The sequence below is a fragment of the Nitrosomonas communis genome, from assembly GCF_024102715.1.
Classification (GTDB): Bacteria; Pseudomonadota; Gammaproteobacteria; order Burkholderiales; family Nitrosomonadaceae; genus Nitrosomonas; species Nitrosomonas communis_B.
Genome location: NZ_JAGFJM010000004.1, coordinates 52872 through 65919 on the forward strand (window position 1 = coordinate 52872; position 13048 = coordinate 65919).

The 13048-nt window shown below is 44.0% G+C and carries 13 protein-coding genes; 6 read left to right on the plus strand and 7 right to left on the minus strand.

Annotated elements, in window-relative coordinates:
* Positions 1-99 precede the first annotated feature (99 nt).
* Genes leuB through leuC form a run of 4 tightly spaced genes read right to left on the minus strand, consistent with a single transcriptional unit; the run spans position 100 to position 3413 of the window.
* Positions 100-1161, minus strand: coding sequence for a 3-isopropylmalate dehydrogenase (gene leuB / locus J5I83_RS00505; RefSeq protein ID WP_304052417.1), 1062 nt, complete (start codon positions 1159-1161; stop codon positions 100-102).
* Positions 1162-1190: 29 nt separating this feature from the next.
* Positions 1191-1829: a 3-isopropylmalate dehydratase small subunit gene (gene leuD / locus J5I83_RS00510; protein ID WP_304052418.1), complete on the minus strand. Its 639-nt coding sequence runs from the start codon at positions 1827-1829 to the stop codon at positions 1191-1193.
* Between the two features lie 8 nt (positions 1830-1837).
* Entirely contained in the window at positions 1838-1966 is a 129-nt protein-coding gene (locus J5I83_RS00515) for an entericidin A/B family lipoprotein (RefSeq protein WP_304052420.1), read from the minus strand.
* Between the two features lie 34 nt (positions 1967-2000).
* Positions 2001-3413 carry a 3-isopropylmalate dehydratase large subunit gene (gene leuC, locus J5I83_RS00520; RefSeq protein WP_304052422.1) on the minus strand — a complete coding sequence of 471 codons (1413 nt, stop codon included), beginning with the start codon at positions 3411-3413 and terminating at the stop codon, positions 2001-2003.
* A 182-nt stretch (positions 3414-3595) separates the two neighbouring features.
* Between leuC and acs the strand changes: the two genes are divergently transcribed.
* The 5 genes from acs (at position 3596) to J5I83_RS00545 (ending at position 9386) form a co-directional block, all read left to right on the plus strand.
* A complete protein-coding gene (gene acs / locus J5I83_RS00525; RefSeq protein ID WP_304052423.1) occupies positions 3596-5566 on the plus strand; it encodes an acetate--CoA ligase in 1971 nt (656 codons plus the stop codon).
* 57 nt (positions 5567-5623) lie between these two features.
* Entirely contained in the window at positions 5624-6574 is a 951-nt protein-coding gene (locus J5I83_RS00530) for an MBL fold metallo-hydrolase (RefSeq protein WP_304052425.1), read from the plus strand.
* A 191-nt stretch (positions 6575-6765) separates the two neighbouring features.
* The gene (locus tag J5I83_RS00535; protein ID WP_304052427.1) at positions 6766-7827 is read left to right on the plus strand and encodes a hypothetical protein; all 1062 of its coding nucleotides are present in this window, start codon (positions 6766-6768) and stop codon (positions 7825-7827) included.
* Positions 7828-7843: 16 nt separating this feature from the next.
* The gene (locus tag J5I83_RS00540) at positions 7844-8206 is read left to right on the plus strand and encodes a septal ring lytic transglycosylase RlpA family protein (RefSeq protein ID WP_304052428.1); all 363 of its coding nucleotides are present in this window, start codon (positions 7844-7846) and stop codon (positions 8204-8206) included.
* A gap of 568 nt (positions 8207-8774) precedes the next feature.
* A complete protein-coding gene (locus tag J5I83_RS00545) occupies positions 8775-9386 on the plus strand; it encodes an exopolysaccharide biosynthesis protein (RefSeq protein WP_304052429.1) in 612 nt (203 codons plus the stop codon).
* A 120-nt stretch (positions 9387-9506) separates the two neighbouring features.
* Here J5I83_RS00545 and J5I83_RS00550 read toward each other — a convergent pair whose 3' ends face one another.
* Together J5I83_RS00550 and J5I83_RS14450 are read right to left on the minus strand one after the other, a co-directional pair.
* Positions 9507-10661 (minus strand): NAD(P)/FAD-dependent oxidoreductase, encoded by a 1155-nt coding sequence (locus tag J5I83_RS00550; protein WP_304052431.1) that lies wholly within the window; start codon positions 10659-10661, stop codon positions 9507-9509.
* Positions 10658-10825, minus strand: a complete 168-nt coding sequence (locus J5I83_RS14450) for a rubredoxin (RefSeq protein WP_369683372.1) — start codon at positions 10823-10825, stop codon at positions 10658-10660. Before J5I83_RS14450 ends, J5I83_RS00550 begins: the two co-directional genes overlap by 4 nt.
* Positions 10826-11029: 204 nt before the next feature.
* Between J5I83_RS14450 and htpX the strand changes: the two genes are divergently transcribed.
* A complete protein-coding gene (gene htpX, locus J5I83_RS00555; RefSeq protein ID WP_304052433.1) occupies positions 11030-11914 on the plus strand; it encodes a protease HtpX in 885 nt (294 codons plus the stop codon).
* 118 nt (positions 11915-12032) lie between these two features.
* Here the strand turns inward: htpX and J5I83_RS00560 are convergent, their stop codons facing one another.
* Positions 12033-12857, minus strand: coding sequence for a VacJ family lipoprotein (locus J5I83_RS00560; protein ID WP_304052510.1), 825 nt, complete (start codon positions 12855-12857; stop codon positions 12033-12035).
* Positions 12858-13048: the final 191 nt, after the last annotated feature.

A 13048-nucleotide genomic window follows, 5' to 3' on the forward strand; every position in this document is an offset into this window, starting at 1 on the left:
GAAGAATCGAACTACAAGTTGCAAACTTAAATCCAAATCAACAATAGACAGATAGATTTATAATCGCCATCGTGAGCTATCTGTCTAAGCATCGCAGGTTTATAAATTTGCCAGCACGGCATCGCCCATTTCTATCGTACCAACTTTTTTCATACCAGGTTCATAAATATCACTGGTACGAAAGCCCTGCGCCAACACCTTTCTAACTGCATTCTCAATGCGTAAAGCTGCATCTTCCTGAGCAAAGGAGTAACGTAACATCATCGCTACTGATAGTATTGTGGCTAAGGGATTAGCCACATCCTTTCCTGCGATATCCGGTGCCGATCCATGAATGGGCTCATACAATCCTTTATTTTGCTCATCCAACGATGCAGAAGGCAGCATGCCGATCGAACCAGTCAGCATGGAAGCCTCATCGGATAAAATATCGCCGAACATATTACCTGTCACGATCACATCAAACTGCTTGGGATCACGCACCAGTTGCATTGCGGCATTATCTACCAGCATATGAGAAAGACTTATCTCCGGATAGTCCTTAGCTGTTTCAATAACCACATCACGCCACAACTGAGTGCACTCCAGTACATTCATTTTATCAACCGAACATAACCGCCCTTTCCGTTTACGTGCTGCCTGAAAAGCGACATGAGCAATCCGGCGTATTTCCATTTCGCTATAGATCATAGTGTTGAAACCAACTCGCTGACCATTGCGTTGTTCAATACCGCGCGGCTGACCAAAATAAATATCGCCTGTCAGCTCACGTACAATCAGGATATCCAGTCCCGAGACAACCTCCGGTTTCAACGTTGAAACGCTGGCCAATTCTGGATACAGGATCGCTGGCCGCAGATTAGCAAATAGATTAAGCTCTTTTCGAATCGCAAGCAGTCCTTGTTCGGGACGTTTCTCGCGCGGCAAGCTATCATATTTTGGACCGCCAACGGCACCCAACAGTACCGCATCTGCCTTAGTAACGAGTTTGCGGGTAGCCTCTGGAAACGGCTCTCCCGTGACATCCACTGCACATCCGCCCAACAGACCAGATTCCAGCTCAAGCTTTAAGCCATCACTTTTAAGCGCTGTCAATACTCGCTGAGCTTGCGCAGTAATTTCCGGGCCAATACCATCACCTGCTAAAACAGCAATTTTCATATTATTCTTTCACGAAAGGTCAATTCATTTCAGGCAAACAACCATGGCTGCTCTCTACGTCGCCTTTCTTCAAACTGTTTGATTTTATCAGCGTGCTGCAAAGTCAAGCCAATTTCATCCAATCCATTGATTAAGCAATATTTGCGGAATGGGTCGATATCAAAGCTGTAGATTTCATTACCCGGCGTCGTAACTGTCTGCGCTGCCAAATCCACAAACAGGCGATAACCGCTCGTAGTCACAACTTCATCAATCAGCTTATTCACTACATTTGAATCAAGCACGATGGGTAACAAACCTATCTTGAAGCAGTTATTAAAAAAGATGTCGGCGAAACTCGGCGCAATGATTACCTGCAAACCGTAATCCTGAAGCGCCCAGGGGGCATGCTCCCGGCTTGAGCCACAACCAAAATTATCACGTGCAATCAATATCTCCGCACCTTGATAGCGAGGCTGATTTAGCACAAAATCAGGGTTAATTTTACGCTGCGATGCCTCCATTCCAGGCTCACCCCGATCAAGATAACGCCATTCATCAAATAAGTATTGACCAAAGCCGGAACGTTTGATCGACTTCAGGAATTGCTTAGGGATAATGGCATCCGTATCCACGTTAGCACGGTCAAGCGGGACCACTAATCCTTTACACTGCTCAAATTTTCTCATTTTTTGATTTATTGGGCAGATTTTTCGATTGCCTCGCCGCCACGCTGGATATCCTTGCCAACCCCCTGCAACGTATGACAGCCAGACAACTGCAGTGCAATCATCAACGATCCAATCAATACCGACAACATCTTCATTCGCGTCTCCTTAAATAAAAAATAGAGCTCCCAACTATTCATTCATTGTACGAACATCAACGAAATGACCAGCTACTGCGGCAGCAGCTGCCATGGCTGGACTGACCAGGTGCGTTCTTCCGCCCGGTCCCTGCCTTCCTTCAAAATTACGATTTGATGTGGAAGCGCAGCGCTCACCTGGCATCAATCTATCGTCGTTCATAGCCAAACACATGGAACAGCCAGGTTCACGCCACTCAAATCCTGCCTCACGAAAAATTCTATCGATTCCTTCCTGTTCGGCTTGAGATTTTACCAAACCGGAGCCTGGCACCACGAGAGCCAGTTTGATATTAGGTGCAATGCGCTTACCTTTCAGAATCACTGCAGCCTCTCGCAAATCTTCTATCCGTGAATTGGTACATGAGCCAATAAAAATCTTGTCGAGAAAAATCTCGCGAATCGGTGTATTGGGAGAAAGTCCCATGTATTTCAATGCATTTTCAGTGTCATGGCGCTTGACCGGATCAGTGATCAAAGCAGGGTCTGGCACTTTCCCTTCAATCGAAGCTACCATTTCAGGGGAAGTTCCCCAAGTGACCTGCGGCTTGATTTGTGCAGCATCCAATCTTACAACCCGATCAAAGACCGCGCCTTCATCGCTTCTCAATGTACGCCAGTAAGAAACCGCCTGCTCCCACATTACCCCCTTCGGTGCAAAGGGCCGACCTTTAAGGTATTCGATCGTAGTCTCATCCACCGCAACCATGCCTGCACGCGCGCCTGCCTCGATCGCCATATTGCAAAGCGTCATTCGTCCTTCCATGCTAAGCGCTCGTATGGTGCTGCCTGCAAATTCAATCGCATAACCTGTACCACCTGCCGTGCCAACCTCACCTACAATCGCCAATGCAATATCTTTGGCAGTCACGCCACACCCTAATTTACCCTCAATCAGTATTTGCATCGACTTGGACTTTTTGGCTAACAGACACTGGGTAGCCAGTACGTGCTCCACCTCGGAAGTGCCGATACCAAAGGCAAGGCAAGCGAAAGCGCCATGAGTGCTGGTATGTGAATCTCCACATACCACCGTCATTCCAGGCAAGGTCGCACCCTGCTCCGGACCGATGACATGCACGATTCCTTGTCGCTGATCATTCATTCTGAACTCGGTTATACCCAGTTCCTCACAATTCTGATCCAGCGTTTCCACTTGCAGACGTGAAGTAGGATCTTTAATACCACTGCTTCTGTCTGTTGTGGGTACATTATGATCTGCTACCGCCAGAATTGAATTCACTCGCCATGGCTTGCGGCCAGCCAGTCTCAGTCCTTCGAATGCCTGCGGGCTGGTTACTTCATGCACCAGGTGACGATCGATGTAAAGAATGACCATGCTGTCCGGCTTGTCTGATTCCGCATGCACCACATGGCTTTCCCAAAGTTTGTCATATAAAGTCTTCATCTTACGTTATTCCAAATGAACGGAGTGATTATCCCATAAAGCAGAATTAAGAAGTAGACAGTCATTCAAACAGCTGCAAATAATGCTATTTTGTTAATCGCAACTTTCTTTGAGCTGGATGAATGGTACAATTTTCTTGTTCATCATTTTCGCTTAAAAATAATGAAATAAAGGATTGTTCTATGTCCACCATCGAATCCGTATTGCATGAAACCCGCATCTTTCCACCTTCGCCAGATTTTGTTGAACAAGCTAATCTGGCTGGCATGGCTGCTTATCAAGCACTGTGCGCTGAAGCTGAAAAGGATTATCCAGATTTCTGGAGTAAGTTGGCGCAAAAACATCTCTTGTGGCATAAGCCTTTTACACGTGTACTGAATGATTCAGACCCTCCTTTCTTCAAATGGTTTGAGGACGGTGAACTTAATATTTCATACAACTGCCTCGACCGGCACCTTTCCAGTCAGCCGGATAAAGTAGCCATTATTTTCGAGGCGGATGATGGCAATGTGAGCCGCTGCACCTATCGTGAGCTGTATCAGCGTGTTTGTCAGCTTGCCAATGGATTGAAAGCGCTTAATGTCAAAAAAGGCGATCGCGTCATCATTTATCTGCCCATGCGCATTGAAGCCGTCGTCGCCATGCAGGCATGTGCGCGCATTGGCGCGATTCACTCGGTCGTATTTGGTGGATTTTCCGCTAAAAGCCTGCACGAACGCATTGTTGACGCTGGCGCGGCAGCCATTATCACTGCAGATGAGCAAACGCGCGGCGGTAAACACCACCCGCTGAAAGCAACTGTCGATGCGGCCATCGGCATGGGCGGTACGGAATCAGTTAAATCTGTCATCGTTTATAAACATGTAGGTGCAGACACATCATGGCAGCCCGACCGCGACATTTGGTGGCATGAACTCATCCAGGATAAGCAAAGCGACTGTACACCAGAATGGGTCAGTGCCGAGCATCCTTTGTTTACACTTTATACTTCCGGTTCCACCGGCAAGCCCAAAGGCGTGCAGCACTCATCAGCCGGTTATCTCTTGGGTGTGATGACCAGCATGCAGTGGATTTTTGACTATAAACCCACCGATGTTTTTTGGTGCACTGCTGATGTCGGCTGGATTACCGGCCATAGCTATGTCACATACGGACCGCTGGCGATGGGAGCAACCCAAGTCATCTTTGAAGGCGTGCCAACTTATCCCGATGCCGGGCGTTTCTGGAAAATCATACAAAATCACAAAGTCACTATTTTCTATACAGCACCGACTGCGATCCGTTCGCTGATTAAACTGGGCACAGATCTGCCTAAACAATATGATCTATCTTCACTACGCCTGCTTGGCTCGGTGGGTGAACCGATCAATCCCGAAGCCTGGATGTGGTATTACAGTGTAGTCGGTCAATCCCGCTGTCCGATCGTGGATACCTGGTGGCAAACTGAAACTGGTTGCCACATGATAGCCCCGGTTCCTGGCGCGATATCTCTCAAACCTGGTTCATGCACATTCCCTTTACCTGGCATTAGCGCGGGAATCATCGACGAAGCAGGCCATGATGTTGAACAAGAGAAAGGAGGATTCCTGGTCATCAAACGCCCCTTCCCCTCACAGATTCGCACGTTATGGGGCGATCCAGAGCGCTTCAAAAAGACCTATTTCCCTCAAGACATTGGCGGCGGTCAATATTATCTGTCAGGTGACTCAGCACATCGGGATAAAGATGGTTATTTCTGGATCATGGGACGCATCGATGATGTATTGAATGTCTCCGGCCATCGTCTTGGAACCATGGAAATCGAATCAGCACTTGTAGCCAATCCGCTAGTTGCGGAAGCAGCAGTGGTAGGAAAGCCTCACGAAATCAAGGGAGAAGTTGTTGTTGCCTTTGTCGTACTGAAGGAAAAACGCCCTCATGGCAAGCAAGCCTCTGAAGTAGCGAATTCGCTTGGAGAATGGGTTGCACACGAAATCGGACCGATTGCTAAACCCGAGGAGATCCGTTTTGGCGACAATCTACCCAAAACACGTTCAGGTAAAATTATGCGGCGGCTACTGCGCTCTCTTGCCAAAGGTGAAGAAATTACTCAGGACACGTCCACACTCGAGAATCCTGCCATTCTTGATCAACTCAAACAGCCTATCAGTTGAACTGAAATAACCATTTTTTAGCTTCATTCAACTCTATACGCTCTATTGCAACAATATATGAATCTGCCTAATACTATCGATTACGATTCCGGAATCAGCGCCATCGACGCTCAATACCATCGCCCAGGTCGCGCGGCTATTCACTTGATTGTCGAAAACGGCGTTGCTGCCTTGGTTGATACAGGCACTCAATTTTCTGTAGCAGGCGTGATGCAGGTATTACAGAACAAACAACTTGCTCCTGAGAAAGTGGCTTATATATTTCTCACCCACATCCATCTGGATCACGCTGGTGGTGCAAGCGAGTTCATGCGACTGCTGCCCAATGCCAAGCTGGTTGTGCATCCACGTGGTGCAAAATATATGATTAACCCTGTCAAACTGATTGCTGGTGTGATGGCAGTTTATGGGGAAGCAGAATTCAAACGCCTTTATGGAGAAATTTCTCCTATTGACGAAAACCGCGTTATCGAAGCTCCCGATCAAACATCTATTGATCTGAATGGTAGAACACTGCTGTTGCTTGATACTCCTGGCCATGCCCGACATCACTATTGCATTTTCGATGAGCGGAGTCAGTCATTTTTCACTGGAGATACTTTTGGCGTTTCCTACCGTGAGCTTGATGTAGATGGATTGGAATTCGCTTTTCCAACGACGACACCAGTACAATTTGACCCAGATGCTGCCCATGCTTCTTTGCATCGAATCATGAGTTATCAACCCCAATATGCTTTTCTTACTCACTATAGTCGTATCGGTCATTTATCTCATCATGCAGCAAACATGCATGACCTGCTTGATGCATTCGTCGACATAGCCAAGCAAGCAACAAAAACCTCTGACAAGCACGCGTTTATAGTACAGGCCTTGACAGAATTATTGTGCCAGCGACTTGCAATACATGGTTGCACCTGGTCACCCGCAGCGATTCATGAGTTGTTACGCATCGATATCAAACTAAACGCCATGGGACTGGAAACATGGCTGAATCAAACCGAGAAATGAAACAAGCTGTAAATATGATCGAACGAAGATTCCAAAGTATTATCTTCTGATAATCGTCAGACTAAAATTGATAATCTGAACACTCAAACTTATTGACAATGACAAGTTATTGGCAAACATCATCGAATAATAAATTACAGATAAGTATTTCTCATTATTAATTTTCCTGTTTTTTTATGGAGGAGCGGTCAATGAATGAATTAAATGAGTTTATAGCCGAACTGATAAATGGTTTTTCCATAAATATGATCACTGACAGAAGCTGGTTTGAAATCGTATCAATTCTGGCACCTTCAGTTATTTTGATTTCCGTTCTGTTTGGCTCCAGCTTCTTCCTACAAAAAAACTGGAAAATCGTAACCTATATTACTTGCCTTTTACTTACCTTATTTTACTTACCCTACGAATTATTCCGTCAAACCACCACCTTATCCAAGGCTCAGGTAAACATTGATGAAATGCAAACCAGCCTGAAAACACTGCTGAATACCTCAGATCTTACTCACATTGAAAATTTAACCGACAAGGAAGTAGCCTCTAACATGCTAGAAGAGATGATTAGCCATCTCGGCCCGAAAGAAAAAAAAGAACTGATACTCATCTCATGGCTGATTGCCGAAAACGAGAAGCAATCAGCGCACTTTCACGAAGATAAACAAAAACTCTTTTCTGACGAAATCAAATCGAGTCTTAACGAAGCAAAAAGAGAAATCATCCACACAAGAGAGCCTGTTGACAAAATCTCTGATGATATTCTGAAACGGATGAATAAAGACATAAATTATCTCATTGAAAATAGAATGAGATCCTTCAGTGAAGCAATTGATCATTCACTACAAATATTCCAGCAAGAAATCAATACTTTTGTTCAGAATGAAATGAAAACATATGAAGAAATACTAGCCAACCTTATTCACAAAAGCACTGCTGAGCTAAGAAATTACACTAGCGAAGCAAAACAAGAATTTTCCAATCAAATTAGATATGTGAATGAAGAACCATTACAAAAGCTTGATGAGACCAAAGAAAGTATCGATCATCTGGAAAATACTGTCGAGAATATCAATCTGGACAAAGTTGTTGCATACATCAAACAACTCTCAGATTCAATTGATTTGATACAGAAGCAAAATGACATCCGGTTCGAATATAACGAATGCCTCAGAACTGTGGGATGGATTGATTTGGAGGGTAAGGAAGAAGGGTGCCGCAAGAAGTTTTATACGAACATGAATAGTTTGGTCAGTCAGTAATGGAAGGACATCAAATATGACAAAACGCTTTGCTTCAATCTTACTGGCTGGCGTAATTATTTATTTGTTCCTTGACTCAGATATCACGTTAGCTAAAACAGGTTATGCTGTCCATTATAGTGACAAGTTTCAAGGTAGAAAAACAGCCAATGGTGAAATTTTTGACCAAAGTGATCTTACTGCAGCACATAATGAATTCCGTTACGGGACGCTCGTGAAAGTCACTAATCTCGAAAACAATTACAGCATAGTCGTTAAAATAAATGATCGCATGGCTCCTCATCACAGCAATATCATCGATGTTACTAAACGTGCGGCAGCAAAGCTCGGTTTTATAAACAAAGGCCGAGCCCGCGTTAGTCTTGAAGCAATTAAATAAAGCAGAGCAACAAATTTCACACGTTAGAAATAGAAATATCTTCAAATCTCGAAGACAGTAAGATTTCATGACGATTTGTCGAATTAACTTAATCCAGCATCGGAGCATAAATGGCAAGCTGACACATAAGGAGTGCACAAGATTTGTACAGTTGAACAGCCACTGTAGTCTCTTTTTGCAGCAGGCCAAATAACTATTATCCCTCCTCAACATATCGCAGTTACCCACAACATTATCCACGGAAATTGTGGATAAGAATCAAACTGTCCGGATCAGAAAATAACTTAATGGCAGAAAATAAGGCTGATCTGGCTCTTCTTTGCAAGAATTAGTTGGCTTGCTTACAACCCCGTTGGCGAAAATAGTTTGAAATATTTCAAGCTATTCGAACTGTTGTCAGGAACGGTTTCTTTGCATATCCATTAATCCTTAATATAAGGCAAGTTATAAACTAATCTGGCAATGCGTATCTGCTCAAGCCTATTTACCCTACAAAACACACTAAAATATTTTGCAATTATCGCTTATCTAAGTAAATCTGCTCTGATCTTGTCATAAGGAAATGCTAATGGAGAACAAAGAACGCAATACATCTGAATTGCTCCAATCAGTAGTGTTGCACAACACTAACGACACGATGAGTGTCGGCGAAATTAAAAATTCTCTCCAAGAAAGAGGATTTGGTATTTTTCTTGCTATTGCCGCTTTACCTATTTGCCTTCCTATCCCTGTTCCGCCTGGTTATACCACTTTTTTTTCTCTTCCACTTTTTATTTTTTCAGTACAAATGATATGGGGAATGAAATCACCCTGGCTACCTGAATGGATAGGCAAAAAAAAGATAAACAAGAAAAATCTGGAAAAGTTGATTACAAAAGCAACACCATGGCTACGTAAGATTGAAAGTTATCTGCATCCAAGACTTACTTACATTAGCGTTCACGCCTGGGAACGAATTATCGGTATTTTTACTTTTATATTCACAATTGCCATTGCCATGCCCATTCCTTTGATAAATTTCCTTCCAGGTTGTGGCATTCTCATCATGTCACTGGGTTTACTTAATAGAGATGGATTAACTATTATGGTAGGTATGGTAGTAGGTACTATCGGTATAGGAATAGCACTTGTAGTTCTTGCACTTATATGGATGGGGGTGTCAATGCCATCTTTAAATTAGTTGTAAGCAAAATACTTTCACAAAGCCAGGAGATTGATGTGATGCCCCCCCCAAAGAGGGTAGCAGCTTATAGCTGCTTCTACCCAATCTCACGCAAGCTACACGCAATAATGCTTGATCTCATGCGAGTACAGGCGGTAGCAGAGGAGTTATTGCGTTTTTTTCCTTTGTTGCTGCACCCAACAGTGCAAAGCCATGAAGATTGCCAGCTTGATCCTGAAATAAGGCCTTTACTCCTTCTTGATTGGCATCAACCTGCCACTCACCTAGCACGACAGGATCTGGTGGAGAGACCACAGCAGGACAGGCTGGTGTTTTAACCAATACGGGCATTGGAGGATAGCGAACAGCTGTGGGCGCTCCGATCACTGTTGCTGCCAGCGCGCGCGCTGCATGAGTAATAGGCAGCACGAATGGCAATACTTTACCCTCAACCTCTGCACAATCACCTAGCGCAAAGATATTGGCATTCCCGGTCTGCAAATATCGATTCGTTACCACACCCCGATTAACATGAATGCCTGCCGCTTCAGCCAGTTTGATACGTGGACGCAAACCTACTGCTGACAAGACAAGATCTGCTTCGATCATTCGATCTTCATCGAAGATTAAACGATACCGGCTTCCGATTCGTTCAACGCGTTGTGTCTTGGTATTCAAATGAAATCTAATCCCTATCGCTGCCAGCCTATCTTGTAGATACTTACCTCCCTCCTCAGGAAGTAATCTGCCTAAAGGTTGTGCGCTGACATCAATTACATGCACCTGATAACCTGCTACTGCGAGATCGTTGGCAAATTCACAACCGATCAGTCCTGCGCCAAAAATAGCGATTTCTTTTATACCTACCAGCGCTTTATGGAAATGATGATAATCATTGAGATCGTTCACAGATAAAATCTCATCCACCGCATCTCCAGCTAAGGACAAGCGGATTGGATCAGCCCCTACCGCCAGTACAAGCTGGCTATATGATAAATCCTCCCCATTTTCAAGCAGCACAGTTCTACTGGATTGATCAATGATATTGACGCGGGTATACGGTCGTATCGTTATGTTAAGTTGACTGGACATCTGCGCTGCGTCTGAATTCAGAAGCGATGCAGGAGTTTTACCTGTTGCCAGCACATTGGATAACATTGGCTTGGAATAAAACCCTCCATGATCAGCTGATAACATCGTGATTGGAATTCCTCCATTCAGTTTGCGTAACTCCCTTGCTACAGCATAACCTGCCAGACCACTACCAATGATCACGATTGACCGCTGACTCATACGATTTTTACCATTTCAGAATCAACTTTGACGATCACATGCTCAAAGCAGACCCAATTCGCGGAAATGTCTTTCCAAACCGTATCTGGATAAATATCATGCTCTGAAGCATCTTTTGATCCGTCATAAGCAGAAGTACACACTTTATACGAAAATTCCCTCATTTTTATCACGCCCTTATTTTATTGGATGCTAACAACTCTCTTTTTAATTGTACCTCAATAGAAGCTTGATTTTGTTACTCTCTCCCATTCTTTTTCCCTGCTTGATAAAATACATTTTTCGTTTAATCTACACAGGCAGCAATTGAACCATTGCCTTATATGGCATTCAAATATTCGTTAACAAAACCTGACAGGTAGCTATTTATGAAACGTATTCTTTTATTCATTGCAACTAACCTAGCCGTTTTATTGGTGCTAAGTATTACACTGCGGATATTGGGCGTTGATCGTCTACTGGATGCTGAAACTGGTGGACTAAATTATAATTCCTTACTTGTATTTGCAGCAGTCATTGGTTTTGGCGGCTCGCTCATTTCGCTTGCCATGTCTAAATGGAGCGCAAAACACATGACAGGAGCTATCGTCATTGATATACCTTCCAATGCAACGGAAGGCTGGTTAGTTGAAACTGTACGTCGGCAAGCCAAGGCTTCCGGTATCGGCATGCCAGAAGTAGCCATCTACGATTCACCCGACGTCAATGCTTTTGCTACTGGAATGAATCGGAATAATGCATTGGTAGCAGTCAGTACAGGATTGCTGCAAAAAATGCAACAAGACGAAATCGAAGCCGTCCTTGCACACGAAGTAAGTCACGTAGCCAATGGTGATATGGTGACGCTTACTCTAATTCAAGGAGTGGTCAATACTTTTGTAATTTTCTTGTCTCGAATTATTGGCCATGCAGTCGATCGCGTTATCTTTAGAACGGAAGAAGAACACGGACCCGCCTATATGATTACAAGTATTATTGCAGAAATCATGTTGGGCATTCTTGCAAGCATCATTGTAATGTGGTTTAGCAGACAGCGTGAATTCCGGGCAGATTCAGGTAGCGCAAAACTGGTTGGACACCATAAAATGATTGCTGCACTGGAGCGTCTGCAACAACAGTATGAGCCTTCTCATTTACCGGACAAAATGGCAGCATTCGGTATATCGGGCCGGAAAAGTCAAATTGGCCGCCTTTTTATGTCTCACCCTCCATTGGAAGAACGGATTGCGGCATTACGGGAAGTCGCACGTTAAAGCTGCGAAAGGGGTAGGATGCATGCTTACAGCAGCGTCCTACCGTAAGCAATCCAAACGTGATTGCACAAATATTACTTAATCTCGCGCTCTTGTTTTTTATCCATATTGTGCCAATTCATTCCTCTTTATTGGGAATGATTGAATCATCTTCATGATTCTCACTCTCATCATTCCCATTTTCACCATTTCCGTTGGTCTCAACGTCTTCTTCTTCCTCTGAAGGCGGATTACCATCGTAGACAAGACTCCTCCGTCGCTGTAGATAGGCATCTCGTACAAATTCATATTTATCCAATGCTGCTTCTTCCAAAGTCTTATCAGTATCTAGCATCTGGGCGCGCGTATCGACAGCCCATCCCATCGAAGTTGGAAAACGAACGGTCAGAAAATCAAAATCAGGGTATATCGACCAGATAGGATGAAAAATAGAGCTATCCACTGCAATCCCGACAGCATCCCGTATTGAACTGGGACCCAAGAAAGGTAATACGAGATAAGGACCTGGCCCGACACCATAACGGCCTAGCGTCTGGCCAAAATCCTCATTACGCTTGTTGATATTGATATCACTAACGGCACTAATGTCGCTTGCAAGATCTACGATTCCAAATAAACCAAAAGTTGTATTGATCAGCACGCGAGCTGCGCTTGCTGCCGCAGTATCAAACTTCAATTGCAATAGCGCATTGGCTGTAATCACCACATCGCTAAAATTTGAGAAAACATTCCCAATGACCATTTCAAGAGGATCTGGAGTAACTGCTCGATAGCCCCTGGCTACTGGGTCAAATATAAATTCTTCAAACTTTTCATTAAATGCAAATACTGCCCGGTTCATTGACTCCAGCGGATCCCGTTTATTGTTCTCGACTGAAGCACACCCGATCAGCATATACCACAATAACACCAAAGCCAGAAATTTATAGCGATACAAGCTCATTTTCACATTTGTTTTTTATTAGTCAACAGGGCATCTTGCCATAATTATGCAATTGCGACAACTTCCTCAGCAACCGATCTTCCCCTTTGTATGATTAATTTGCTCATGCCAGCAAATGATATGGTTATTAACAATCAATCCTATCGTGCTTCTTTATCAAAGAAGAATTAAATAACAATAAAACAGTTATT

Excerpts from the sequence above, each read along its gene's own strand:
- J5I83_RS00535 (WP_304052427.1), top strand. The coding sequence starts at position 6,766 with ATGAATGAATTAAATGAGTTTATAGCCGAACTGATAAATGGTTTTTCC.
- J5I83_RS00550 (WP_304052431.1), bottom strand. The coding sequence starts at position 10,661 with ATGAGTCAGCGGTCAATCGTGATCATTGGTAGTGGTCTGGCAGGTTAT.
- J5I83_RS00530 (WP_304052425.1), top strand. The coding sequence starts at position 5,624 with ATGAATCTGCCTAATACTATCGATTACGATTCCGGAATCAGCGCCATC.
- leuD (WP_304052418.1), bottom strand. The coding sequence starts at position 1,829 with ATGAGAAAATTTGAGCAGTGTAAAGGATTAGTGGTCCCGCTTGACCGT.
- J5I83_RS00515 (WP_304052420.1), bottom strand. The coding sequence starts at position 1,966 with ATGAAGATGTTGTCGGTATTGATTGGATCGTTGATGATTGCACTGCAG.
- J5I83_RS14450 (WP_369683372.1), bottom strand. The coding sequence starts at position 10,825 with ATGAGGGAATTTTCGTATAAAGTGTGTACTTCTGCTTATGACGGATCA.
- leuC (WP_304052422.1), bottom strand. The coding sequence starts at position 3,413 with ATGAAGACTTTATATGACAAACTTTGGGAAAGCCATGTGGTGCATGCG.
- J5I83_RS00545 (WP_304052429.1), top strand. The coding sequence starts at position 8,775 with ATGGAGAACAAAGAACGCAATACATCTGAATTGCTCCAATCAGTAGTG.
- J5I83_RS00560 (WP_304052510.1), bottom strand. The coding sequence starts at position 12,857 with ATGAGCTTGTATCGCTATAAATTTCTGGCTTTGGTGTTATTGTGGTAT.
- htpX (WP_304052433.1), top strand. The coding sequence starts at position 11,030 with ATGAAACGTATTCTTTTATTCATTGCAACTAACCTAGCCGTTTTATTG.
- J5I83_RS00540 (WP_304052428.1), top strand. The coding sequence starts at position 7,844 with ATGACAAAACGCTTTGCTTCAATCTTACTGGCTGGCGTAATTATTTAT.
- leuB (WP_304052417.1), bottom strand. The coding sequence starts at position 1,161 with ATGAAAATTGCTGTTTTAGCAGGTGATGGTATTGGCCCGGAAATTACT.
- acs (WP_304052423.1), top strand. The coding sequence starts at position 3,596 with ATGTCCACCATCGAATCCGTATTGCATGAAACCCGCATCTTTCCACCT.